The sequence below is a fragment of the Aliirhizobium sp. YIM B11859 genome (genome assembly GCF_057163345.1).
In genome coordinates this window covers 238,461-261,854 of sequence record NZ_JBXHAY010000001.1, presented here as the reverse complement: position 1 = coordinate 261,854, position 23,394 = coordinate 238,461, and the positions used below count along the sequence as shown (strand labels likewise).

Here is a 23,394-nt window from a genome sequence, read left to right as displayed (position 1 = left end):
ATATCAAGGCCGCCGGAACAACGCCAAACTGCGCCCTTCCAGCTCGAAATCCTTTTCCTTGGTGATGGTCAGACCACGTTTCTTGGTGTCGCAGGTGGTCAGCTCCAGAACCCAGCCGCCCTCGCCGAATTGCGGGATACGGAAGGGCACATTGCCTTCGAACGGATTGAACAGCAAAAGCACGTCGTGCCAGATGCCGTCTTCCTCCTGCAGGTCGCCGCGGCCGAGATAGACGCCGAGCGTGGTACCTTCGTCCCATTGCTCCGGCTGCTGGAAACCGCCGCCGGCATTGAACCACTTGATATCGGTCCCGTCGCGCCAGCTTTCGCGCCGCAAAAGCGGCTGCTCGGCCCGCAGCCGGATCACCTCGCGGGTGAACTCCCGCAGGCTCTCGCAGCTTTCCGGCAGGTCGTCCCAATGCACCCAGGAAATCTCGCTATCTTGGCAATAGCCGTTATTGTTGCCGAGCTGGCTGCGGCCGAACTCGTCGCCGGCAAGCAGCATCGGCGTGCCGTGGGAAAAGAGCAGCGTTGCAAGGAAGTTGCGCTTCTGCCGGTCGCGCTCGGCATTGATGCCCTCGTCCTCGGTCGGACCTTCCGCGCCGTAATTGTAGGAGCGGTTGTCGTTGTGGCCGTCGTTATTGTCCTCGCCATTCGCCTCATTGTGTTTCTCGTTATAGGAAACGAGATCGTTCAGCGTGAACCCGTCATGGGCGGTGATGAAGTTGACGCTTGCCCAGGGCCGGCGGCCGCGCTGGTCGTAGAGATCGCCCGAACCGAGCAGACGGGCGGCGAAATCGGTCGAGACATTGTCGCCCTTCCAGTATTCGCGCACGGTGTCGCGATATTTGTCGTTCCATTCGGCCCAGCCCGGAGGAAACCCACCGACCTGATAACCGCCCGGACCGATATCCCAAGGCTCGCCGATCAGCTTCAGCCTGGACAGGACCGGGTCCTGCGTGATCGCATCGAAGAAACCGCCGCGCTCGTCGAACCCTTCCGGCTCGCGGCCGAGAATGGTGCCGAGATCAAAGCGGAAACCATCGATATGCATCGATTCCGCCCAGTAGCGAAGGCTGTCCATCACCATCTGCAGCACCCGCGGATGCGAGGTGTTGACGGTATTCCCGGTGCCGGTGTCGTTGATGTAATAACGGTGCTGGTCCGGCATCGTGCGGTAATAGGAAAAGTTGTCGATGCCCTTGAAGGAGAGCGTCGGGCCAAGTTCGTTGCCTTCCGCCGTGTGATTGTAGACCACGTCGAGAATGACCTCGACCCCGGCATCATGGAACGACCGCACCATGTCGCGGAAACCCTGGATACCTCGCGGGCCGTAATATCGCGAGGCGGGTGCGAAAAAGCCGAGCGAATTATAACCCCAGAAATTTTTCATGCCCTTGTCGAGCAAATGCTGGTCGTCGGGAAACCAGTGAACCGGCAACAGCTCGACCGAGGTGATGCCGAGGCTCTTGATATACTCGACGGAAGCCTTGTGGCCCATGCCTTCGAACGTACCGCGCAGCTCTTTCGGAATGGCGGAATTGAGCTGGGTAAACCCCTTTACATGGGTCTCGTAGACGACGGCCTTCGGCCAGGCAATGTTCGGGCGGTTTTTGTCCTGCCAGTCGAATTCGTTCGGATCGATCACCTTGGCCTTCGGCGTGAACGGCGCGCTGTCGCGCGTATCGAAGGTGAGATCCTTGTCCTTGGCGAGCAGGTCATAGGCGAAATGCGCCTCATTCCATTCAATATCGCCGGCAATTTCGCGCGCGTAAGGATCGATCAGCAGCTTGCTCGGATTGAACCGGTGGCCGTTTTCGGGATCGTAGGGACCATGAACGCGAAAGCCATAAAGCGCGCCCGGCGGCAGGCCCGGCACATAACCATGCCAGATCTCATGCGTATATTCCGGCAGGTCGAGCTTGGCGATCTCGATCTTTCCGCTCGGATCGTAAAGGCAGAGCTCCACCCTTTCGGCATGAGCGGAGAAGATCGCGAAATTGACCCCTTCGCCGTCGAAATTGGCTCCGAGACGCGTCCAGTCACCCGGCTCGATCGTGAACGAATTGGCTTTCATGTCCATGCAGCGCCCCTTGCCAGAAAATCCCGGAAAATCGATGTGAGGAAATCTGCCCTACAATGGTGCGGCGCGGCATTTGGTTCCGTGCCGATCCGAGACGCAAACGAGATCGCCTTCGCGAGCCTCAACGCACCGTCCGTGTCGAAAAATCACGCTTGATCGTTCCCTCGGTGGCCCCGCCCTCTATCTTCCTTTGCCGCAACAGGAGGAAAGCCGATGACATCCCTGACACCACAGGAACTCGAAGGACGGATCAACGCCCACCGCGAGCTGATGATCGAGATGTTGGCGGCGATGATCGGCGGCGAAGTGACGATCACCACTTTTTTGAGAAAACTGCGCGATGACGCGACCTTCAAGGATCACGAGGAGGATCCCGGCGTCATGCCGGAAGCTGCCTTCGCCATAGAAAATGCAGCGGCGCGGGAAATCCGCGCCATCCTCGAAGCCGCCCGTGCAAGAGCCGAAGCCGGTTAGAAAATTGTCATATTAACGGCTGTTCTCAATTGTGACCTCCCTGCCATGTTTATGGCAATTTCGTGGAACCAGAATGGGCTACACACGTTCTTCAACCAGACGACATTGGAGGCGGCTATGGTCAGGGAATGGTTTGAAGTGGCAGGTTTCGCGCTGGTAATTGCCGCCTGCTACATGTTCGTTATTCCGGTCTGAATTTTATTCCCGAGGAGGGGAGAGGCCTCAGCAAATGAGGCCCCATGCTCTCGTGGTCCCGCGTGGCCGCGAGAGCAAATTGTTTGATGCGACCGATCGGTTAGAGCTCGATGGCCGCCCATCATCACGATCCATGACCCACCGTAAATTATCGGGAACGTTTCCTTAGGCTTCTCGGTTAGCCCCTTGTGACAGGTCGCAACCGACCGGCACGACGGCCCGCTCAAGATATCCTTGTCCGGGAATTCTGTGGGAGATTGCCATGCGAAACATTCTCGGAATGCTCAGGAACCGGTTTTCATCCCGGAAACAGCACCCGGTTTTCCAGGTGGCTCATCCCGCGGCATTGCAGGTGATCGTGCCCGATGCCGTCGTGCTGCCGTTACCGAAGTCGCCGCGCGACGAAATCAGCGTGCCGGCGTCGATCAACGGCCGGGACCTGTCGACAGGCCGCCTCTAACCGAGAGCAGCGACCATCTATCAAGCCACGAAAAACAATCCATAAAGGAGCCAATCATGGCAAAGATCGATTCTGCCAAAATTCTCATTCTCGCCACCGACGGTTACGAACGTTCGGAACTGCGTATACCCCTTCAAGAACTGAAGCGACGCGGTGCCGACGTCAAGATCGCCTCGATCAAATCCGGCGAGATCCGCAGCTGGGACGAAAAGGACTGGGGCGACAGCGTGCCAGTAGACCTGGAGGTCGGTCAGGTGAAGCCCGAGAACTTCGACGCTCTGGTTCTTCCCGGCGGCCAGATCAACCCGGATGTGCTGCGCAATCATGCGGACGCCGTCGATCTGGTTCGCCAGTTCGTCGCCAGCGGCAGGCCGGTTGCCGCCATCTGTCACGGCCCCTGGCTGCTGGTCGAGGCCGATGCCCTGCGCGGTCGCCAGGCAACCTCCTACCCGTCGATCCGCACCGACCTTCGTAATGCAGGCGCCAGCTGGAAGGACGAGGCGGTCGTCGTCGACAACGGCATCATCACCTCGCGTTCGCCCAAGGACCTTGAGCAATTCGTCGACAAGATCGTCGAAGAGGTGGAGGAAGGCCAGCATCAGCGTTACGCCGCTTGAGCAGCCTCAGGAATTTGTTGGACACCGCTCACCCTGACCCTCTCCTCTTAAACGGGGAGAGGGAACGCGACCCGGCAAATCTTGAGGTGAGACGCTAGCGGTGCGGCATACCCTTCTCCCCGCTGGCGGGGAGAAGGTGGCGACAGCCGGATGAGGGGCTGCCCGCACGCGGCGCCATTCTATTCCCTTGGATTTATTCCTTCAAAAATTCCACCAGTCTCGCCTCATGCATCCGAAGCCCGCGCGACGGTTTCAACGCCGCCCCTTTCCCCATGATTGCCCTGAGCGACGCGTCGTCTTCGGCAAGATCGAGAATGCTCGGATGAACATAACTCGAGCGGCAGACGGCCGGTGTGTTCTGCAGCACTTCGGACGCAGCCGTCGTCAGAGCCTTGATCTTTGGCCGCCTGTCGTCTTCCTCGACCGTCTTCCAGGCTTCCATGAAGGCGGCCAGACTGCCGCCCCAGGTGCGGAACGTCTTGGCAGAAACCGGAAAACCGGCAGCCTTGGCCAGATAGGCGTTGAGCCGGCCCGAATCGACCGGTCGCGGCGTGCCATGTTCATCGGGGAACGAAAACAGCTGGCGACCGGGAAGGTCGGCGATTTCCTCAAAGATACGTTGCAGGCGTGGATGTTTCAGCGTGTGCTGCACCCGTTTCCCGCCCTTGGCGGTGAATTTCAAAAGCACCCCATCGCCCGACAAAAGCATATGCCGCTTCAACAATGTCGTTGCGCCATAGGTGCGGTTTTCCTTGGCATAAGCGCGATTGCCGACCCGCAAATGGGTCGCATCCATCAGGGCAACGAGGGCCGCCAGCACGCAATCCGACTGGTCGAGGCCAAGCGAGAGATCCCGTTTCACCTTGCGCCGGATCCGCGGCAGCGCCTCGCCGAAACGGGCGAGCTGATCGAATTTCTGCTCGCTGCGATATGTCTGCCATTCGCTGTGATAACGATACTGCTTCCGCCCGCGCGCATCGTAACCGGTCGCCTGCAGATGGCCGCGCGGATCAAGGCAGATCCAGACATTGTCATAGGCTGGCGGCAGGCCGAGTGCGGCGATCCGCACCCGGTCATCCTCGCTCGAAAGCGATACACCATCCGGAAGCCTGTAGGAAAATCCCTTGCCGCGCCTTAGCCGCCGGATACCGGGCTCGGTATCGCTGACATAGGTCAGGCCGATCGCCTCAAGCGAAACGGCATCGATTTCGATGGTTTTGAGAGACAGATCCATGGCCGCTAAAACGATGACGGCGCCCGGCGGTTCCTTGTCGATCGATCAAATCGCCGGCAACGGCCTGCTCGTCAGATCACCAATCCGCGGCGTTCGTCGCTCGCCTCGTCCCGTTCCAGGTTGGCGCGCGGCGCAACAAGCCGCCAGACAAGCCCTTCCGGATGGAACTCGACATCGACCTGACCGCCGAATGCCGCAATCGCATGGCGCTGGATAATGGTGCTGCCGAACCCCTTGCGTGATGGCTCCCGGACCAGCGGGCCACCGCTCTCTTCCCAGACGAGGCTTATCTTCGTGGGACCGTCATCCTCGGCCGCCACATCCCGCCAACTGATCCGCACATGGCCCTGCGGCACCGAAAGAGCGCCATATTTCACCGAATTGGTGGCGAGTTCATGCAGCACGAGGCCGAGGTTTTGCACCGCCTCCGCCTTCAGCATGAAATCGTCCCCCTGCATCAGCAGCCGGTCTCCCGCCTCGAAGGTCGACAGATGGATTTCGATGACACGCTTCAGCCGCACGCCGGCCCATTGTTCCTTGGCAAGCGCCTCGATCGACCGGCTCAGGCCCTGGAGGCGGGTGCTGACCGCCTTCTGGAATTCCGCCATCGTCGTGTCCTGGCGGCCGAGCTGGCGCATCATCGCCTGGACAAGGGTGAGGATATTTTTCGTCCGGTGCACCAGTTCGTGCAGGATGAGATGGATGCGGTCTTCCGCCTGGCTGCGGTCGAACGAGGCGTTGGACAGCGCCACCGCCACCTGGTTGGCTTCGGTAATCCGCGTTTCGACTGGCGAGACGATCTCGCCCTGCCCCATCCGCTCGGCCATGTTGGCGATCTGCCGGATCGGCGTACGAAGCTGGCGGGCGATCGTGTAGGCGAGAAGAACCGCCAGTGTCAGGAAGATCACCCCGCCTGCGACCAGCTGTTTGAACGTGGTGATAATGCCTTCCTGCGCCGCAGCGATCGGTCCCCACACGACAGCCTTCCAGGTCCATCCGGTGATCTGGGAATAGCCGTACATCTGCTTGCCTTCGCCGTCGACATCCTCGATCGTGCCCTTGAACCCGGTCATCAGCCGTAATGTCTCGGGATCGAAGGCCTTGCCCGCAGGGATTTTTTCCGCTCCGGCAGAGGCCACGACCTGCCCCTGGCCATCGATGACAGCGGCTGACCAGCCGGTGGGCAGCCCCTCGACGGAGATCAGCTTTTCCATGTCGTCAGCATTCTGCGTCATGATGATCGCCGAGCCGGCATGGGAAAGCTCGTCCGGCAGCGGCATGGCGACGTTGAACACCCACTTGTCGCTGGTCTTGCCGAAAAACACGCTGGAGACCTCGGTAATGCCGGATTTCAGCACCGATTGCAGCGCCGGCATGTTAGACATCCTGGTCAGCGCATCACCGAACGGCGAACGGGTGTTGAGCTTCTGCTGGCCGTCCTTGTCGACGACGATCACATAAAGCGAATTGGAGCGCAGGCTGCGCTGGGTACGGTCGTGGAAGGCCTTCAGGTCGGCGGCCTCAAGCTCCGGCGAGGTGATCAGCAGGCGAAGCGTCGTCGCCATGTCCTGCAATTCACGATCGACAGAGCGGGCAATCAGCTGCGCATCCTCGGCGGTCTCGTTGGCCAGCCCCTCGCGCTCCTGGCTTTCCAGCTGCAGGACAAGGAAGCCGACAAAGGCCAGAAGCGGAAACGCGACGACGATCACCAGCGCCATCAGATAGGCACTGATCGAAGCAGTCGGGAAAAGACGCGAAAACCTGAGCATCCGGTCGTCTTAAGCCAACAATAGTGCTGCAGGCAGAAGCTGCCCGCCAAAACTGGTCATCAGTCCGTCCCGCCCTCGCTAAATGCATCTTAGCAGCACGGTTCTAGCGGCTTTTGCGGATAACGCCAAGATTTGTTTGATACAATTCGGACCACCGCCGGTCGGCAGGCTTGCGAAAACGTCTCCGGCCTGTGCCATTACGGGACAGGCCGGACAGCATCTGGCAGCGTGGGGCGGCCTTTAATCCTCGTCGACAAATACCTCTTCGCGCTTTTTCCTGACACTTGGCAGGAAGACGACGATCAGCACAATGACGGCAATGGCAAGCAGCCCGGCGCTGATCGGCCGCGTGACGAAGGTCGAGGGATCGCCGCGCGACAGGATCATCGCCCGCCGGAGGTTTTCTTCCAGCAGCGGCCCGAGAACGAAGCCGAGCAGCAGCGGTGCCGGCTCGCAGCGCAGTTTCAGGAGCAGGTAGCCGATAAGGCCGAAAAAGGCGACCGCATAGAGATCGTAGATATTGGAATTGACGCTGTAGACCCCGATCGCGCAGAAGGCCATGATGATCGGGAAAAGCAGGTAATAGGGAATGGTCAAAAGCTTCACCCACAGCCCGATCAGCGGCAGGTTGAGGATGACCAGCATCAGGTTGCCGATCCACATCGAGGCGATGATGCCCCAAAAAAGCGCCGGCTGTTCGGCCGCCACATTGGGTCCGGGCACGATGCCCTGGATGATCATCGCACCCACCATCAGCGCCATCACCGGGTTGGCCGGAATGCCGAGCGTCAGCAGCGGGATGAACGAGGTCTGCGCACCGGCATTGTTGGCCGATTCGGGACCGGCGACGCCGGCAATCGCGCCATGGCCGAATTCCTCGGGCGTTTTGGAGACCTTCTTTTCCACCGTGTAGGACGCGAACGAGGCAAGGATCGCTCCTCCCCCCGGCAAAATGCCGAGGATGGAACCGATCGCCGTGCCGCGCAGGACCGGCGCGATCATCGCCCGAAAATCCTCGCGGCTCGGCATCAGCCCCTGGACCTTCGCCATCAGCACCGTGCGGGTTTTCTCGTTTTCCAGATTGCGCAGGATTTCCGCGATACCGAAGACACCGACAGCGACGGCAACGAAATTCAGCCCATCCGCATATTCGCGAATGCCGAGCGTGAAGCGCGGTGCACCGGTATAGATGTCAGTCCCGACAAGGCCGAGCAGCAGGCCGAGCGCCACCATCGCCAGCGCCTTGATGATCGAACCATGCGCCAGCGTGATCGACGACACGAGGCCGACCACCATCAGCGAGAAATATTCGGCGGCACCGAATTGCAGCGCGATCTGGGTAAGCGGCGGCGCAAAGATGGCGACCAGGAAGGTGGAGACGGTGCCGGCGAAGAAGGAGCCGATCGCGGCAATCGCCAGCGCCGCACCCGCCTTGCCCTTGCGGGCCATCTGGTAACCGTCGATGGCCGTCACTGCCGACGAGGATTCGCCCGGCATGTTGATCAGGATCGCCGTGGTCGAGCCACCATACTGAGCACCGTAATAGATGCCGGACAGCATGATCAGCGACGACACCGGCTCGAGCTGGAAGGTGATCGGCAACAGCATGGCAATCGTTGCCGTGGCGCCGATGCCGGGCAGCACACCGATCAATGTGCCGAGCAGCACCCCGATCAGGCAGAAGAACAGGTTCTCGATCGACCCTGCCGTCTGGAAGCCGAGGAGAAGATTATTGAAAAGATCCATTACGCTAATCCTGCAAACGGGGCCATCGTCAAAGCGGAACTGGAGATGGTTTCCATCTCAAAACCGCGTCCACGGGCCGAAACGCTGGAACGGCAGCCCGAGCCCGTAGGAGAACACGGCGATCGAAAAGACCGTCAGCAGCACCGCCAGAACAAGCGCCGTCAGCGGCTTCATCTTGTGGGAAGCAAAGGCCGCAATCAGCGCAGAAAGAAACAGTGAAGGCACGAAACCCAGTCCCCGCACGGTCAGACCAAAGAAGATCGGCGCCGCGAGAATGAAGATCATGCCGCGCCAGGCAATCGGCCCGATCGGCTCGCCTGCGGTCCGGAAGGCCTGAAAGAGAATGATCGCCCCGAACAGGATCAAAGCCAGCGCCAGGATGAACGGGAAATATCCCGGCCCCATGCGAAACGCGGTACCGAGTTCGAGCTCGATCGACTGGTAGGCGAAGAAGACGCCGGCCAGGATCAGCAGAATGCCGCAGATCAGGTTGGCCTTGTCGAATGACTGGGAATTCATGGTGTCTCCGTGAATGTGGGAGAGGCAGACGGATTTGCGCCTTGGTTGTTATTCCACCCCTCATCCGCCTGCCGGCACCGTCTCCCCGCAGACGGGGCGAAGGATCTCTGCCGCAACCGCCCGTCCGTTCTGAGAGTTGAGGGTACTGGCAAGGCCTGTGGTAAACTCGTCCCTCGCCCCGCCTGCGGGGAGAGGGTTAGGGTGAGGGGCAGACAAGCCCGCGATCTAAATCAATCTGCGTATTGCCCCGCGGCCTTGATGATCGGCTGCCAACGGACAATCTCGCTTTCGAGCTTGGCTTTCAGCGCTGCCGGTGTCGCATCCGCTTCCGGCGACGGGACGGTGCCGAGTTCGGCGAAGCGGGCGGCGACATTCTTGTCCTTCAGCGCCACCTGCAGCGATTTCGACAGCCGGTCGTTGATCTCAGCCGACGTGCCCTTCGGCGTGTAGATGCCGTGCCAGATGCCGACCGTCATGCTTTCAAGCCCTTCTTCCTTAACCGTCGGCAGATCCTTGAAGATCGCCAGACGTTCCGGAGAGGTGACAGCATAGGCCTTGATCGTGCCGCCCTGGATCTGCTTGGTCGTATTGGTGGTCTGGTCGCACATGATATCGACCTGCCCGCCGAGAAGGTCGGTCATCGCCGGACCGGTTCCCTTGTAGGGTACCGTGACGAGCGGCGTCTGGATGGCGCTCATGAACAGCATGCCGCACAGATGCGACGCGGCGCCGATGCCGGCATTGGCAACCGTCACCTTGTCGGCATTGGCCTTTGCGTATTCCACCAGCCCCTTGAGATCGCTCGCCGCCATGTCCTTGCGGGCAACGATCGTCATCGGCACGTCGGTAACGAGGCCGACATAATCGAAGGCGTTGAGCGTATCATAGGCGAGCTTGCGGTAAAGCGTGGCGCTGGTCGCCATGCCGATATGATGCAGCAGCACGGTGTAACCGTCGGCCTCCGCAGCCGCCACGCGTCCGGCACCAAGCGTGCCGCCCGCACCGCCGACATTTTCGACGACGATCTGCTGGCCGAGATCCTTAGACATCGATTCTGCAACGAGACGGGCAACCGTATCGGTCGGCCCGCCGGCGGCAAACGGCACGACCATGGTGATCTGCCGCTCGGGATACCCGGCGGCGACCGCCTCGACGGACAGGAACGAAATGGCGGCAAGCGCCGTTACACCGAGAACGGCGTTCAGGATTTTCATGTTTTCCTCCTCAAGGACGAGACGTCCGGGCCAATGCCGCCGGCGTGGTCTCCTCCCGACGCCTGCATGACGCCCATTTGCGGGCCGCGCCGAAGCGCTGGCAATTGGCGAAAGACAAGGCGGAACAGGATAATTCACCGCTCGCGCTGCAGCATGGGTGGATTTGGAAACAAAGGGCGGCGGGTACGGGTGGAAATCCACCCAACATGGCGGAGACTTCGACCGGAAGGGAACAGCCCCCTCACCCGTTCCGATCGTCCTGCGCCATCCCTTCTGCCCCCAGCATCTTCTTGTCGAGCCCGTATCTCTGCATCTTCTCGTAAAGCGTCTTGCGCGAAATTCCGAGCGCCTCGTAGACCGGCTTCAGCGCCCCGCCATGGGCGGCAATCTCGCCGGCGATCAGGTTGCGCTCGAAGGCGGCGACCTTTTCCGCCAGCCGGCCGCCCGCGTCCTTCGTCCCTGAAGCAGCTTCGCTGATCCCCTCGCCGGTTCCCGGATCGAGCCCGAGCACCAGCCGGTCGGCGGCATTGCGCAACTCGCGAACATTGCCGGGCCAGTCCCGCTGGGCGACCAGTGACACGACATCCGGCGGCACATCCATGTCCTCGCGGCCGTAACGCGCAGCCGCCTCGCGCACGAGCTGCAGGAAGAGCAGCGGAATATCCGCCCGCCGCTGCGACAGCGACGGCACATGCAGCGTCGCGACATTCAGCCGGTAGAGCAGATCGGCGCGGAACCGCCCGGCAGCAACCTCGGCCTGCAGATCGACCTTGCTGGTGGCGATGAAGCGCACATCGAGCGGCACGATCTCGTTGGACCCCAGCCGGGTGATCACCCGCTCCTGCAGCACACGCAGGAATTTTGCCTGCAGGTCGAAGGGCATGGAGCCGATCTCGTCGAGCAGGATCGTGCCGCCGCGCGCATGTTCGAATTTTCCGTAACGCGGACGAATCGCACCGGGAAAGGCACCGGCCTCATGGCCGAAAAGTTCGCTTTCGATCAGTGTTTCGGGAAGTGCTGCACAGTTGATGGCGATCAGCGGTCGGTTGGCGCGCGGGCTGATATCGTGCAGCGCGCGGGCAACCACCTCCTTGCCGACGCCGGTATCGCCGATCACCAGCGTATCGGCATCCGTCGCGCCGATCGCCCGGATGCGGTAACGCAGGTCGACCATCACCTGGGTGCGGCCCGGCAGCCGCGCTTCAACGTCGTCGCGTTTGCCGGCAACGGCCCGCAGACGCCGGTTTTCGAGGATCAGCGAACGCCGTTCCAGCGCCCGCCGGATGACCCCTGCCAGATGCTGAGGCGTGAATGGCTTTTCGAGGAAATCATAAGCCCCCTCGCGCATCGCCTTCACCGCCAGCTGCACGTCGCCATGACCGGTGACGAGGATGACCGGAATCTCCGCATCGAGCTCGCGGATCCGGTGCAGAAGCGTCATGCCGTCGAGCCCCGGCATGCGGATATCGCTGACGATCACCCCGTCGAAACCGAAGCCGGACAGTTCCAGAACGCTTTCGGCATTCTGGAATGTATCGACCGACAGATCGAACAGCTCCAGCGCCTGGGCGGTGGAGCGCCGCAGTTCCTCCTCGTCATCGACCAGAAGCACGCGCTGCTGCAGCGTCATTCGGCAGCCTCCATCACGCCTGCATCGGCAATCTCGAGTTCGATGCGAAACACCGCCCCGCCGTCCGGATGATCGGCAACCGACAGGCTGCCGCGAAAATCCTTGACGATATTGTAGGAGATCGACAGCCCGAGCCCCAGTCCCTTGCCCACCCCCTTGGTGGTGAAGAACGGATCGAAGATACGCTCGCGAATGGCCGCCGGCACGCCCGGTCCATGGTCGCGCACCGTGATCGAGACCTTGTCGCCCGTCGCTGCGGCCTCGAGATCGATACGACGGTCGGTTACCTCCTCGGCCATGTCGGCGGCATTGGTGACGATATTGACGAGCACCTGCTGCAGCCGCACAGCACCTGCCATCACCCGCGGCAGGTGCGGCTCGATCGTGATGCGAAGTTTAGCATCGGCGGTCTTCAGCCGCGCCGAAACGATCTCCATCGTATCGCGGATGACATCCTCGACATTGACGGCACCGAGCTTCTCATTCGGCTTGCGGGCGAAATTGCGAAGATGTTTGCTGATCGAGGCCATCCGGTCGATCAGCGCCGAGATGCGCCGCAGATTGTCCGCCGCGTCAACAATCCGCCCGCGCTCGATCAGAAGGCCTGTCGTCTCGGCGTAGGTTTTTGCCGCGGCAAGCGGCTGGTTGAGTTCGTGCGAAAGCGCCGCCGACATCTGGCCAAGGCCCGCAAGCTTGCCTGCCTGTACCAGATCCGCCTGTGTCTGGCGCAGGCGCTGTTCGGTCAGCCGCCGCTCGGCGATCTCGTCGGCGATCCGGCTGTTGACCCGGGCAAGATCGGCGGTGCGTTCCGCCACCCGGCGCTCCAGCTCGTTTTGCGCTTCCGCCTGCAGATGCATCCGCTCGGCAAGCCGCGCCCGCCGCTGGATGACGATCGCAAGGGCGAGGCCGGCAAGGCAGAGTGCCAGAAACACCGCCGCCATCATCGTCTGCGCCTGCCAGCGCACCGAGGCCGTGTCCATCAACACATTGACCGTCCAGCCGGCGCCGGGCATGGCTTGGCTGACATAGAGATATTCCCGTTCCGTCGAGCGGCTGCCCGCAAGCCCGCGGATCAGCATCGTCTCATGCCCGGCAAAGCTGCCATAAGTGAAAGGCAGTTCTTGCAGCCTGGCGTCAGCATAACGCCGCGAGGCCTGCGTGCGGGCGATCCGATCGGCTGTCAGAGGCAGGACGGCCGCATAACGCCATTCGTCGCTGCCGGTCATGAAGATGATGCCTTCCGGATCAGACACGAAAATGCGGTCGTCGCCGCCGCTCCACGACGCCTCGATCGTGTCGAGATCGACCTTGAACACGATCACGCCGAGGATCCGTCCGCCCATGACGATCGGCGAGCTGAAATAATACCCGCGCTTCGCCGATGTCGTGCCGACCGCGAAAAATCGCGAATGTTCGCCCCGCACCGCCTCCTGGAAATACGGTCGATAGCTGAAATTTTCGCCGACAAAGCTGATCGGCCTGTCGTAATTGCTGGCGGCGATCGTCGAACCGTCCGGCGTCATGATATAGATGTCGGAGGATTTCAGCAGCGCATTGACCGACTTGAGATAACGGTTGGCCTCAAGCCTCAGCACCTCATTGCCCGGATCGCGGATCAGCACCTCGATGATTTCGTCATCGGCCGTCAGCGCCGGCAGGGCCTCGTAGCGCTTCAGATGTCCGTCCAGTGCAGAGACGGCGAGCCGAAGCGTCGTCGCCGCCTGCAGCTCCGCCTCCCTCATATGGCTGCGCGCCACCAGATCATAGGCCTTGACGGTGACCACGAGACCGATGGCCACGCACAGCACGAACACTGCCGCGATACGATGCTTCACGAAAAAAGGGCTCCTCCTCCCTCAACTAAAGCTGGTGCATATTACGGAGTGCGGAAGAATTTTCCATCGACTTTTCGCGGCATGGCTGCAGTGACGGCAGTATGGGAAAAGATCGGTGGGTTGGGGCTACCGTATGAAGCATCACGGAGGGAAGAATGATGCCGGAAGATTTCCCTGCTCCTCGGGTGCAAACGCCAGGGCATAAGCCTGCCGAAACCCCGATCGAGACTGCGGCCCGTCTGCGCAAAGAATATGGGATCGAGCTCACTGACAAAGCCCGGCAACCTCTGCCTCGGGAAATATGGGCTGCGTTGTGGGATGATAAGGACGAACCAAGATAAACTAGTATCCCGACTGCGTCGTAAGAACAGCATTCTCCAAGTCGCTTGACTTGGGGTGGAATATCGCTTCGATGCACAATCAATGAGGGCGGTCCGCGTCACGCGGCAGAGGGGTATGACAATGGTTTCCTTGCTTGCGCTTTTCATGGGCATCGTCGCCGGCCTGAGGGCCATGATGGCGCCGGCCCTCGTCAGCTGGGCGGCAGCCCTTGGCTGGCTGAACCTCTCCGGCACCTGGCTCTCCTTCATGGGGTCAAACTGGGCGGTTTTGATCCTCACCATTCTTGCCGTTCTCGAACTGGTGACCGACCAGCTGCCCAACACACCGAGCCGCAAGGTGCCGCAGCAGTTCATCACCCGTCTTCTGACCGGCGGGCTTGCAGGTGCTGCGATCGGCATGCCGCATGGCCTGTGGCTTGCAGGCCTTGTTTCCGGTGTGCTGGGAGCAGTAGCCGGCACCTATTGCGGCGCCTGGGCGCGGGCAAAGCTTGCCGCCAGCTTCGGCCGCGACCCGCCGGCAGCCTTCATCGAGGATGGCGTCGCCTTCGTTGTCGCATTCATCATCATCCTGCTTCTGCCGGGAGCGCCGACGGTATGAAAAAATTCGACGCGATCATCATCGGCGCCGGACAGGCGGGACCGTCGCTTGCCGGCCGTTTCAACGACGCCGGCAAGACGGTCGCGATCATCGAACGCAAACATGTCGGCGGAACCTGCGTCAACACCGGCTGCAAGCCGACCAAGACCTTGGTTGCCAGCGCCTATGCCGCCCATCTCGCCCGCCGCGCCGCAGATTACGGCATCGGCATCGGCGGTGACGTCACCATCGACATGCAGGCCGTGATGCGACGCTCCCACAAGGTGACGCTCGACAGCCGCCACAGCAACGAAAACTGGCTTGAAGGCATGCCGAATTGCGAGCTGATCCGCGGCCATGCGCGCTTCGAAAGCAGAAACACCATCCGCGTCGGCGACGAGCTGCTGACCGCACCGCAGATCTTTTTGAATGTCGGGGCACGCGCGACAATCCCGGATTTCGCCGGCGTCGGTGACATCCCTTACATGACCAACAGCGACATCGTTTTGCTGGACCGGCTGCCGAAACATCTGGTCATCATCGGCGGCAGTTATATCGGCCTCGAATATGCGCAGATCTATCGCCGTTTCGGATCGGAAGTGACGGTGGTGGAAAAAGGCCCCCGCATCATCGGCCGCGAGGACGAGGACATTTCCGACGCGGTGCGCGACATCCTGGAGGCCGAGGGCATCCATATCCGCACCAATGCCGAATGTATCCGCTTCCGCCGGCATGAAGACGATATCGCGGTCGGGGTGAATTGCCACGAAGGCGATCCGGAAGTCATCGGCACCGATGTGCTGCTCGCGGTTGGCCGTCGCCCGAATACCGATGATCTCGGTCTCGACAAGGCCGGCATTGAACTGGATGCGCGCGGTTTCATCAAGGTGGATGACAGGCTCGCCACCAATGTCGACGGGATCTGGGCGGTGGGAGACTGCAATGGTCGCGGCGCTTTCACCCACACCGCCTATAACGACTTCGAGATCGTCGCCGCCAATCTTTTCGACGGCGAGGACCGCAAGCTGTCGCAACGCCTGCTGGGCTATGCGCTCTTTATCGACCCGCCGCTTGGCCGCGTCGGCCTGGGCGAAGCGGAAGCCCGCAAGGCCGGCCATGACGTCCTGGTCGGCAAGCGCCCGATGACCAATGTCGGCCGCGCCGTCGAAAAGGGCGAGACAAAGGGGTTCATGAAGATCGTCGCCGATGCGAAGACGAAAAAGATCCTCGGTGCTGCCCTGCTCGGAACCGGCGGCGACGAGGCCGTCCATGGCGTGCTCGACCTGATGAATGTCGGCGCAAGTTACGACGACCTGCGCTGGGCCGTACCCATCCACCCGACCGTCTCCGAACTCTGGCCGACCGTCATCCTGTCGATGAAACCGGCATAAGGGGATCGGCAAGCTTTTGCGCTTATGAACAAGGCCGGTTGGTGCTGTTCATGGCGGATGCGGATGTGTGGTTTTGCTGGATATGTGGGGGAAGGCTGCGGCCCTGAACGCGCCGCTCCTCTTTTGTCCGCCATGGGACAGGCGATCGTCCATCGTGGCCCGGATGGCAGCGGCATCTGGACCGCAGCCGGCATCGGCCTCTCGCATGTACGCCTGTCGATCGTCGGCCTGGCTGACGGCCAGCAGCCGATGACGACTTCCGACGGCCGTTACACCATCGCCTTCAACGGCGAGATCTTCAACTATGTCGAACTGCGCAACGAGTTGAAGGCCCGTGGTGCCGTCTTTCGCACCGGTTCGGATACCGAAGTGCTGCTGCAGCTTTATGCGTTTTACGGTGAAGCCTGCCTCGAAAGGCTGAACGGCGACTTCGCCTTCGCCATCTGGGATGCCGTCGAACGGCGGCTGATGCTTGCCCGCGACCGCATGGGCGTCAGGCCGCTTTTCTACACCGAACACAGGGGCACACTGTATTTCGCCTCCGAGGTGAAGGCGCTTCTGACGGTGCCAGGCATAAAAGCCGAACTCGATCATTTCGCTCTCGACCAGATCTTTACTCTCTGGGCACCGATCGCGCCGCGCACCGCCTTTCGCAATATCTTTGAGCTCGAACCCGGCCAGGCGCTGATCCGTCAAGACGGCGCAAACCACCTTGAATTCTACTGGGCACTCGATTTTCCTGACGCGGGCGAGCGGGGCACGGAGGATGAAACCGATCACACGGAAGAACTGCAGGCCCTTTTGACCGATGCTGTGCGGCTGAGGATGCGCGCCGACGTAGCCGTTGGCTCCTATCTCTCCGGCGGCCTCGATTCCTCGCTGATCGCAGCACTTGCCGCGCCGATGGCGCCGAATGGCCTCAATACGTTCTCCGTCACCTTCGACAGCGCCGAACACGATGAAAGCAGTTTCCAGCAAGAGGTGGCGGCCGCACTCGGCACCCGTCACCACGCGGTCGCGTCATCGCCCAATGCCATCGCCGCGGCTTTTCCGGAAATCATCCGTTCCACCGAATGCCCGATCCTCAGAACCGCACCGGCACCGCTTTATACGCTGGCCGGGCTTGTTCGCGACAAGGGCATGAAAGTGGTACTGACCGGCGAAGGCGCCGACGAGATATTCGCCGGTTACGACCTCTTTCGCGAGGCAAAGGTCCGCCGCTTCTGCGCCCGTCAGCCGGATTCGAAAATCAGGCCGCATCTCTTCCGCAAACTTTATCCCTACCTGCCGGGGCTGCAAAAGCAGTCGGCCGACTATCTCGCAGCCTTTTTTGGCGCCGGAGGCGGCGATCCGTCCGAGCCGCTGTTTTCCCATCGTCCGAGAATGAAAAACACGGCGGCGGCAAAGATCTTTTATTCCGATGATCTGCGGCAAACGCTCGGCACTTACGATGCCGCGGAAGAGCTGGCGGCCCGGCTGCCGCAACGTTTTCGTCGCTGGCATCCGCTGCATCAGGCCCAATATCTCGAAACCCGCCTTCTTCTGCCCGGTTACATCCTCTCCAGCCAGGGCGACCGGATGGCGATGGCGCACGGCATCGAGGGCCGTTTTCCCTTCCTCGATCACCGCTTGGTCGAATTCGCCGCAAAACTGCCTCCCGATGCAAAACTCAAAGGCCTGCGCGAAAAGCATATCCTGCGCGAGGCAGCGACGGACCTCTTGCCGCAAAGTGTCTCGCAGAGACAGAAACAACCCTATCGCGCACCCGACAGCCGGTCGTTCACGGACCCGGGCATTGGCGAACAACCCTATGTCGCCGAGATGCTGTCGGAACGGAATCTGTCGGCAAGCGGCCTTTTCGATCCCCCGGCGGTTGCCAGGCTTCACGCAAAATGCAGCCGGCAGGAGGTCGCCGGTTTTCGCGACAATGCCGCCTTTGTCGGCATACTTTCCACCCAGCTCTGGGTCGACCGTTTTGCCGCCCGCCGATAGGCAAACTCGGATATTTCGCCCGATTTTCAGCCAATGCCTTAACATCGCTAAAATTTTAGTTTTGTCTTTATGATGATCGGAAGGTGCTGCCCTTAAGGCTTCCTGTCAGTCGCACAAGGATCGGGTCCGAAGGACGGATCGCCGGGGTAGCAATCGCGACCAAGTCAGGGAGTAGCATGCCATGACCGTATCGATCATCATCAAGACCTTGAATGACGAGCAGCGCATCGGCCGCGCCATCGAATGCGCGCTTGCGGCGCTGCCGGATGGTCAGGGCGAGGTGATCGTCACCGATCTCGGCTCTCGCGACGACACTATCCGGATTGCCTCCGCCCATCCGGTCCGCATCGTCCAGATCACAAGGCCGGCGCGCTTCCGCAACGGTGCCGGCTCGCAGCTCGGTTATCAATATGCCCGCCACGAATTCATCTGCGTCATCGAAGGCGACATGGATCTCGACCCTGGTTTTCTGGTCGAGGCGATGGCCTTTCTCGACCGCCACCCGCGCACCGGCGGTGTCACCGGCCGCATCGAGACGGCAACCACATCCGGCATCGGCTTCACCCCCGACACCCGCATCGGCTCCGTCGAGCGGCTGGCCGGCGGCGGCCTTTATCGCCGCAGGGCGATCGACGAGATCGACTACATGGCCGACCGCAACCTGCATGGCTACGAGGAGCTGAACCTCGGCATCCGCCTGCGCACCAGCGGCTGGAAACTGCACCGGCTAGACCGCCGTTTTGCCCGCCACCAGGGACAGGGTGCCCGCTCCCGCGACCTTCTCCTGCAGCAGGTACAAACGAAGGAACCGTTCGGCATGGGCGAGCTTCTGCGCGCGGCAACCGGACGCCCTTATTTCACCCGGCTTCTCGGCGACCTGCCGGAACTGAAAATGCTTGGCCTTGCCTGGGCCTTCATCCTCATCTCCGCGGCACTTGTGGCATTTCTTCCCAGCCTGTTGTTTTCCGGTGCGGTCATCGCCGCCGGCCTCTGCCTGATGGCCGTGGCCAGCATCCACCACACCGGCAATGTCAAGACCGGTATCTATGCCATGCTGCTGCGTTTTCTGCAGGCGGCAGCCCTTCCGGTCGGTTATCTCACGCCACGGCGCAATCCGCGTTCGTGGATCGAGAGCCGCGTTCTCGGCGAACCGGATGCGGAAGTCAGCCGCGAGGCGGACCAGGAAATGCAGGCCTACAGGCCGGACGCAGCAAACACCGCCCGCTGACCGGCCCTTTTCGGCCGACCGCGCCAGCCTTGCCGAACATCACCGAATCATTACGTCGAATTAACCCGTCGCCGCTTGCAACGGCGGCGGATGGTAGTAGGCTGCATTCACCGTCGCCCTTGGGTGGGGCATCGGTGGCTGAAAGGCCAAGGGGTAACGTCCCGAAGCTGTTTCGCCCCCATGAAGGAGGCAAGGCATGTATCCTGCAGCAACAGCATATACATTCGAACCAAGCGAACTCGCTTTCCTGAAGCGTGTGTTTGATGACTTGTGTCTGGAACGCGGACTGGCCGGCGAAAGCAACGTCGCGAACGACGTTGCCGCAGAGATGATCCAGCTCTACCAGCGCGGCGTGAAGGACGAACGTAGCCTTCACCGTCATTTCGACGGGCACGACTTCTTCGGCTGAGACCTTCCGATCTTACCGTTTCGCCTGCAGATCGCGCTCGTCGCGCATCAGGAAGACACGGGTAATCGGATCGAGGTTTTCCTCGAGCCACGCCGCCATGGCCATCTCTTCCGAAAGAATGCGCTCCAGCAAGGTCTGGGCCTCCGTCTCGCCCAGTTCGTCGGCCGCGGTGATCAGCATCCGGTAGGTGGCGATCTCCAGATGTTCAAATGCGTAGGCGGCGGCGGCGAACTTGACGACTTCGTCGCTGACCAGGAGGCCCGGAATACCCTGCACCGTTGCAGCGATCCTGCCGGCAATGTCTTTCAGCGCCGATGGCGCGCCCGACAGGCGATTGAGCAGCTGCTGCAGGTCTGAAGCCTGGGTCCGTGTCTCGTCGAGATGCTGGAGCATGCGGGCCTTGAGATCAGGGTAGTTTTCCAACCGCCGCGTCTGCGCCGCAAGCATCGTTGCCGCCTGTTCCTCCATCGCGTGGGCGCCCTTCAGCCAGGCAATGAAATTGTCCTTTGCATGGGTCATCCGGCTGGTCCCTCCTCGTCAGCAAACATAGAACACGGGTCCGTGATAGCCAGATGCAACCCCTTAGATCGGCCGAAAGTTCCACTTGTTGTGAGGTGAAATCATCGCCACATACTCTCAAGGGATGCATCTGCGGCATATCAGACCTTCGTGTAAAAACCGGAACAATCACTTGCGTTGAAGGTTGACGATGGAATAATGGAGGCGCCGATGACGACAGATCCTAGAGAACCGACCGAGCAGCCGCCTATGCCGGCACCGGGTTGGAGCCCGGATCCGCCGATCGATGAACCGGAACCCGACTGGCTGCCCGATGAGGTGCCGCTCCCAAATCCGGATGAGACAAACAGTCCGCCGATCTACATGCCGCCGGCAAACGCGGCGTAGAAGGTGGCCCAAAGAGTACGATATGACAGTCACGAGTAAGAGTGCGCCGGGTCACAATGTCACCCGGCCCCAGCAGGTAGCCGAGTTCAAACCGTGTTTGTGGAAGCTGCTGGTCGTCACGGCCGGCATTCTGGCGGCGGTCTTTGTTGCCATGGAAGTCGTGGACGACAGCTCTACAGGTTCCTTCCAGACGACGATTTCTGCGCCGCAGGTCCACAAAGCGGGTTGATCGCAGGCCGGAGAGCCTGCAAGCGATCGCGGGTCCGGAACAAAATCCGGTACCTTCGCGTTCACCATGCTGCAATGCAGAGGTGGGCGAGTGGACGTGAGCAGGTTTTCCAATTCGAGCTCGATCGAGCCGGGTCTCAATAGCGTGCGGATTATCCGCCCGGGCAGGAATGTCTGGCGTCCTGCAAAAGCGGATCGCATCGCATTCCTGATCGACGGCGAAGACTATTTCAGCCGCCTGTCGGAGGTCTTGCCGCAGGCAAAGAAATCCATTTTCATCGTTGGCTGGGACTTCAATCCCGACATCCGTCTTCGACCACGTGAACAAGGCTCCGAAACGATCGGCATGCTTTTGCGTCGGCTGGTCGAGGAGAAGCCGGAACTCGAAGTCCGCATTCTCGTCTGGGGCATGGGTCCGATCTATTCCGGCAAGAGTTTCCGGATGTTCGGCAAGATGGACTGGTCAGACCATCCGCGCATCTTCCTGCGTTTCGATTTCCGCCATCCGCTGCGCGCAAGCCATCACCAGAAGCTGGTGGCGATAGACGACAGAACCGCATTTCTGGGCGGCATCGACCTGACCGCCCGCCGCTGGGACGACCGCCAGCACACTTGCGTCAACCCGGAGAGGGTGTCGCCGGACGGCACGACCTATGGCCCGGTTCACGACATGCAGACGATCGTCACCGGCGAAACCGCAAGGCTGATCGGCGACATCGCCCGGCGCCGCTGGCGCAAGACCCATGGCGAGGACTTGGCCCCTGTGGCGGTTTCAGGACCTGCCCCCTGGCCGTCAGATATCGCTCCGGCGCTGGAAAACTGCCCGACCGGCATCGCGCTGACCGAACCGTGGAAATGGAAGGGCCGCCGCGGCCATCGCGAGGCGATCCGGCTGACCCATGATGCGCTGAAGGCGGCTGAAAACCATCTGTATGTCGAGACCCAGTATCTCGCTTCCTTCGGTGTGGCGCGCACCCTCGCCAAACGTCTGCGCCGGCAGAATGGCCCGGAAATCGTAGTCATCGTCACCCGCGAATCCCACGGTTTTCTCGAAAAGCTGATGATGGGTCATAACCGCACCCGGCTTATCCGCAGATTGAAGCGCGCCGACCGTTACGACCGCCTGCGCGTCTTTTATTCCGTCACCCCCGACGGACAGGGCGGCGAGCGGGAAATCATCGTCCATTCCAAGCTGATCATCGCCGACGACCGTTTTGTCCGCGTCGGCTCCTCCAACCTCAACAACCGCTCCGAAGGTCTCGACACCGAAAGCGATCTGGCGATGGAACCGGAGGATGAGGCAGGCCGTGCCGCCATCGCCGAATTGCGGATCGATCTGCTCGCCGAGCATATGGCAGCCGATCCGGCCTTGGTGCGCCAGCATTTCGCCGACACCGGATCGCTGATCCGCACGATCGAGATGCTGAATGTCAATGGCCGGCACCTGAAACCCTTCGACGTCGATGTCGAGGTTGGCGAGACCGAAAGCCTGCCCGGGACCAGCATCGTTGACCCCAAACAGCCCTTCTGGCCCGTGCCGCAGATCCAGGCCGGCTTCCGACGCCTGATCGGACGGGTCTCAGCGCATCGTGTGTTCTGACAGAAGGTAGCTCTGCCGGCGGCGGTAATAGGCCTCGCTGGCGAGAAAAGTCGGCAGGCCGATCATCAGCGGCACGAAGAAATACAGCACCCGGAAGGCGACCAGCGCGCCAATAATCGTGGCACCCGGCAGTATGCCAAGCATGGTCGCCTCCAGCACACCGAGCCCGCCCGGTACGTGACTGATCAGGGCAGCGATATTGGCGGTGACGTAGGCGCCGGCAACCTCGAAATAGGTGATCGGACCGAAGACGACGACCAGCTGGTGGATTGCAGCGGCGACACAGGCGAAGTTCAGCGTGCCGATGCCGATCTGCAGCATGGCGAGATCCATCGCAGGCGGCTCGACCCGCCATCTGCGCAGCCGGACCGGAATCCGCAACAGGCAGACTAGCAGATAGCCAACCGGGATCGAAAGGCAGGCAAAACCGGCGGCGATCCGCATGTCCTGGCTGATGCCGAAAAGATCGGTATCCGGCCCGAGATCGAGAAGCAGCACGATCGCGGCAAGGCTCGCCAGCCCGAGCGCGACGGTCATGCCGCAGAAACCGATGACTTTTGCGATCTCACCGCCGGTCAGCCCCCAGCGCGAATAAAAACGATAACGCACCGCGCCGCTGCTCAGCGCCGCCATGCCGACATTATGGCCGATCGACAGCGCGCAGAACGAGGCAAGCGCCGTCTGCCGCCACGCGAGCGGCTTTCCCGCATAGCGCACGGCGAGCGTATCGAAGCCGGTGAGGCAGAGATAGGAGGCAGCAACGAAAACCAGCGCCGAACCGAGCCGCGCCGCCGGTATCGCTTCGACGGCCTGCGTGATCTCGTCGAAACTGTAGCGGCCAAGGCTGCGATAGACGAGAAAGGCGGCGATCGAGACGACGGCAAGCACGGCCAGTTGCGCGAGTAGTTTCCTGCCGGTCATTATGCCTCCTGTCATCTGCTGAAAGG

Annotated in this window: 22 protein-coding genes; 12 read left to right on the top strand and 10 right to left on the bottom strand. The window is 61.3% G+C overall.

The window, feature by feature from the left end:
- Window positions 1-3: 3 nt before the first annotated feature.
- The gene (glgX, locus tag AC2GXZ_RS01125; protein ID WP_483757288.1) at window positions 4-2,082 is read right to left on the bottom strand and encodes a glycogen debranching protein GlgX; all 2,079 of its coding nucleotides are present in this window, start codon (window positions 2,080-2,082) and stop codon (window positions 4-6) included.
- A 213-nt stretch (window positions 2,083-2,295) separates the two neighbouring features.
- Here glgX and AC2GXZ_RS01120 point away from each other — a divergent pair, with 213 nt between their 5' ends.
- The 4 genes from AC2GXZ_RS01120 to AC2GXZ_RS01105 all read left to right on the top strand — a co-directional run bounded on the left by AC2GXZ_RS01120 (window position 2,296) and on the right by AC2GXZ_RS01105 (window position 3,828).
- Window positions 2,296-2,556, top strand: coding sequence for a hypothetical protein (locus tag AC2GXZ_RS01120; RefSeq protein ID WP_483757287.1), 261 nt, complete (start codon window positions 2,296-2,298; stop codon window positions 2,554-2,556).
- A gap of 45 nt (window positions 2,557-2,601) precedes the next feature.
- Window positions 2,602-2,751: a hypothetical protein gene (locus AC2GXZ_RS01115; protein WP_483757286.1), complete on the top strand. Its 150-nt coding sequence runs from the start codon at window positions 2,602-2,604 to the stop codon at window positions 2,749-2,751.
- A gap of 262 nt (window positions 2,752-3,013) precedes the next feature.
- Window positions 3,014-3,211 (top strand): hypothetical protein, encoded by a 198-nt coding sequence (locus AC2GXZ_RS01110; protein WP_483757285.1) that lies wholly within the window; start codon window positions 3,014-3,016, stop codon window positions 3,209-3,211.
- A 56-nt stretch (window positions 3,212-3,267) separates the two neighbouring features.
- Window positions 3,268-3,828: a DJ-1/PfpI/YhbO family deglycase/protease gene (locus tag AC2GXZ_RS01105; protein ID WP_483757284.1), complete on the top strand. Its 561-nt coding sequence runs from the start codon at window positions 3,268-3,270 to the stop codon at window positions 3,826-3,828.
- 193 nt (window positions 3,829-4,021) lie between these two features.
- On the opposite strand, the gene AC2GXZ_RS01100 is transcribed toward AC2GXZ_RS01105, so the two are convergent.
- From AC2GXZ_RS01100 to AC2GXZ_RS01070, 7 genes are all read right to left on the bottom strand, one after another.
- Window positions 4,022-5,035 carry a DNA topoisomerase IB gene (locus AC2GXZ_RS01100; RefSeq protein WP_483758224.1) on the bottom strand — a complete coding sequence of 338 codons (1,014 nt, stop codon included), beginning with the start codon at window positions 5,033-5,035 and terminating at the stop codon, window positions 4,022-4,024.
- Window positions 5,036-5,133: 98 nt separating this feature from the next.
- Complete coding sequence (locus AC2GXZ_RS01095; protein WP_483757283.1) at window positions 5,134-6,831, bottom strand: HWE histidine kinase domain-containing protein; 1,698 nt, start codon at window positions 6,829-6,831, stop codon at window positions 5,134-5,136.
- 240 nt (window positions 6,832-7,071) lie between these two features.
- On the bottom strand, window positions 7,072-8,577 hold the full coding sequence (locus AC2GXZ_RS01090) for a tripartite tricarboxylate transporter permease (protein WP_483757282.1): 1,506 nt from the start codon (window positions 8,575-8,577) through the stop codon (window positions 7,072-7,074).
- A 57-nt stretch (window positions 8,578-8,634) separates the two neighbouring features.
- Window positions 8,635-9,096, bottom strand: coding sequence for a tripartite tricarboxylate transporter TctB family protein (locus AC2GXZ_RS01085; protein WP_483757281.1), 462 nt, complete (start codon window positions 9,094-9,096; stop codon window positions 8,635-8,637).
- 230 nt (window positions 9,097-9,326) lie between these two features.
- On the bottom strand, window positions 9,327-10,310 hold the full coding sequence (locus tag AC2GXZ_RS01080; RefSeq protein WP_483757280.1) for a tripartite tricarboxylate transporter substrate-binding protein: 984 nt from the start codon (window positions 10,308-10,310) through the stop codon (window positions 9,327-9,329).
- A gap of 241 nt (window positions 10,311-10,551) precedes the next feature.
- Window positions 10,552-11,940, bottom strand: coding sequence for a sigma-54-dependent transcriptional regulator (locus tag AC2GXZ_RS01075; RefSeq protein ID WP_483757279.1), 1,389 nt, complete (start codon window positions 11,938-11,940; stop codon window positions 10,552-10,554).
- Window positions 11,937-13,775 carry a sensor histidine kinase gene (locus AC2GXZ_RS01070; protein ID WP_483757278.1) on the bottom strand — a complete coding sequence of 613 codons (1,839 nt, stop codon included), beginning with the start codon at window positions 13,773-13,775 and terminating at the stop codon, window positions 11,937-11,939. The genes AC2GXZ_RS01075 and AC2GXZ_RS01070 overlap by 4 nt, the downstream gene beginning before the upstream one ends.
- 462 nt (window positions 13,776-14,237) lie before the next feature.
- Here AC2GXZ_RS01070 and AC2GXZ_RS01065 point away from each other — a divergent pair, with 462 nt between their 5' ends.
- The 5 genes from AC2GXZ_RS01065 to AC2GXZ_RS01045 all read left to right on the top strand — a co-directional run bounded on the left by AC2GXZ_RS01065 (window position 14,238) and on the right by AC2GXZ_RS01045 (window position 19,713).
- Complete coding sequence (locus AC2GXZ_RS01065) at window positions 14,238-14,714, top strand: DUF4126 family protein (RefSeq protein WP_483757277.1); 477 nt, start codon at window positions 14,238-14,240, stop codon at window positions 14,712-14,714.
- Window positions 14,711-16,084: an FAD-containing oxidoreductase gene (locus AC2GXZ_RS01060; protein ID WP_483757276.1), complete on the top strand. Its 1,374-nt coding sequence runs from the start codon at window positions 14,711-14,713 to the stop codon at window positions 16,082-16,084. Before AC2GXZ_RS01065 ends, AC2GXZ_RS01060 begins: the two co-directional genes overlap by 4 nt.
- Before the next feature lie 63 nt (window positions 16,085-16,147).
- Complete coding sequence (gene asnB, locus AC2GXZ_RS01055) at window positions 16,148-18,076, top strand: asparagine synthase (glutamine-hydrolyzing) (RefSeq protein WP_483757275.1); 1,929 nt, start codon at window positions 16,148-16,150, stop codon at window positions 18,074-18,076.
- 181 nt (window positions 18,077-18,257) lie between these two features.
- A complete protein-coding gene (locus tag AC2GXZ_RS01050) occupies window positions 18,258-19,304 on the top strand; it encodes a glycosyltransferase family 2 protein (protein WP_483757274.1) in 1,047 nt (348 codons plus the stop codon).
- Window positions 19,305-19,500: 196 nt separating this feature from the next.
- Window positions 19,501-19,713 carry a hypothetical protein gene (locus tag AC2GXZ_RS01045; protein WP_483757273.1) on the top strand — a complete coding sequence of 71 codons (213 nt, stop codon included), beginning with the start codon at window positions 19,501-19,503 and terminating at the stop codon, window positions 19,711-19,713.
- 12 nt (window positions 19,714-19,725) lie between these two features.
- On the opposite strand, the gene AC2GXZ_RS01040 is transcribed toward AC2GXZ_RS01045, so the two are convergent.
- Complete coding sequence (locus AC2GXZ_RS01040) at window positions 19,726-20,232, bottom strand: ferritin-like domain-containing protein (protein WP_483757272.1); 507 nt, start codon at window positions 20,230-20,232, stop codon at window positions 19,726-19,728.
- Window positions 20,233-20,442: 210 nt separating this feature from the next.
- Between AC2GXZ_RS01040 and AC2GXZ_RS01035 the strand changes: the two genes are divergently transcribed.
- The 3 genes from AC2GXZ_RS01035 to AC2GXZ_RS01025 all read left to right on the top strand — a co-directional run bounded on the left by AC2GXZ_RS01035 (window position 20,443) and on the right by AC2GXZ_RS01025 (window position 22,447).
- A complete protein-coding gene (locus tag AC2GXZ_RS01035) occupies window positions 20,443-20,619 on the top strand; it encodes a hypothetical protein (protein ID WP_483757271.1) in 177 nt (58 codons plus the stop codon).
- 22 nt (window positions 20,620-20,641) lie between these two features.
- The gene (locus tag AC2GXZ_RS01030) at window positions 20,642-20,848 is read left to right on the top strand and encodes a hypothetical protein (protein ID WP_483757270.1); all 207 of its coding nucleotides are present in this window, start codon (window positions 20,642-20,644) and stop codon (window positions 20,846-20,848) included.
- Between the two features lie 96 nt (window positions 20,849-20,944).
- Window positions 20,945-22,447, top strand: coding sequence for a phospholipase D-like domain-containing protein (locus AC2GXZ_RS01025; RefSeq protein WP_483757269.1), 1,503 nt, complete (start codon window positions 20,945-20,947; stop codon window positions 22,445-22,447).
- On the opposite strand, the gene AC2GXZ_RS01020 is transcribed toward AC2GXZ_RS01025, so the two are convergent.
- Entirely contained in the window at window positions 22,427-23,368 is a 942-nt protein-coding gene (locus AC2GXZ_RS01020; RefSeq protein WP_483757268.1) for a putative bifunctional lysylphosphatidylglycerol flippase/synthetase, read from the bottom strand. The two genes, AC2GXZ_RS01025 and AC2GXZ_RS01020, sit on opposite strands and share 21 nt — an antisense overlap.
- Window positions 23,369-23,394 lie beyond the last annotated feature (26 nt).

Bases quoted from the DNA above. Each gene is read 5' to 3' on its own strand.
- AC2GXZ_RS01075 (WP_483757279.1), bottom strand. From the start codon at position 11,940: ATGACGCTGCAGCAGCGCGTGCTTCTGGTCGATGACGAGGAGGAACTG.
- AC2GXZ_RS01090 (WP_483757282.1), bottom strand. From the start codon at position 8,577: ATGGATCTTTTCAATAATCTTCTCCTCGGCTTCCAGACGGCAGGGTCG.
- AC2GXZ_RS01045 (WP_483757273.1), top strand. From the start codon at position 19,501: ATGTATCCTGCAGCAACAGCATATACATTCGAACCAAGCGAACTCGCT.
- asnB (WP_483757275.1), top strand. From the start codon at position 16,148: ATGTGTGGTTTTGCTGGATATGTGGGGGAAGGCTGCGGCCCTGAACGC.
- AC2GXZ_RS01040 (WP_483757272.1), bottom strand. From the start codon at position 20,232: ATGACCCATGCAAAGGACAATTTCATTGCCTGGCTGAAGGGCGCCCAC.
- AC2GXZ_RS01060 (WP_483757276.1), top strand. From the start codon at position 14,711: ATGAAAAAATTCGACGCGATCATCATCGGCGCCGGACAGGCGGGACCG.
- AC2GXZ_RS01030 (WP_483757270.1), top strand. From the start codon at position 20,642: ATGACAGTCACGAGTAAGAGTGCGCCGGGTCACAATGTCACCCGGCCC.
- AC2GXZ_RS01080 (WP_483757280.1), bottom strand. From the start codon at position 10,310: ATGAAAATCCTGAACGCCGTTCTCGGTGTAACGGCGCTTGCCGCCATT.
- AC2GXZ_RS01085 (WP_483757281.1), bottom strand. From the start codon at position 9,096: ATGAATTCCCAGTCATTCGACAAGGCCAACCTGATCTGCGGCATTCTG.
- AC2GXZ_RS01065 (WP_483757277.1), top strand. From the start codon at position 14,238: ATGGTTTCCTTGCTTGCGCTTTTCATGGGCATCGTCGCCGGCCTGAGG.
- AC2GXZ_RS01095 (WP_483757283.1), bottom strand. From the start codon at position 6,831: ATGCTCAGGTTTTCGCGTCTTTTCCCGACTGCTTCGATCAGTGCCTAT.
- AC2GXZ_RS01035 (WP_483757271.1), top strand. From the start codon at position 20,443: ATGACGACAGATCCTAGAGAACCGACCGAGCAGCCGCCTATGCCGGCA.
- AC2GXZ_RS01120 (WP_483757287.1), top strand. From the start codon at position 2,296: ATGACATCCCTGACACCACAGGAACTCGAAGGACGGATCAACGCCCAC.
- glgX (WP_483757288.1), bottom strand. From the start codon at position 2,082: ATGGACATGAAAGCCAATTCGTTCACGATCGAGCCGGGTGACTGGACG.
- AC2GXZ_RS01050 (WP_483757274.1), top strand. From the start codon at position 18,258: ATGACCGTATCGATCATCATCAAGACCTTGAATGACGAGCAGCGCATC.
- AC2GXZ_RS01110 (WP_483757285.1), top strand. From the start codon at position 3,014: ATGCGAAACATTCTCGGAATGCTCAGGAACCGGTTTTCATCCCGGAAA.
- AC2GXZ_RS01115 (WP_483757286.1), top strand. From the start codon at position 2,602: ATGTTTATGGCAATTTCGTGGAACCAGAATGGGCTACACACGTTCTTC.
- AC2GXZ_RS01020 (WP_483757268.1), bottom strand. From the start codon at position 23,368: ATGACCGGCAGGAAACTACTCGCGCAACTGGCCGTGCTTGCCGTCGTC.
- AC2GXZ_RS01105 (WP_483757284.1), top strand. From the start codon at position 3,268: ATGGCAAAGATCGATTCTGCCAAAATTCTCATTCTCGCCACCGACGGT.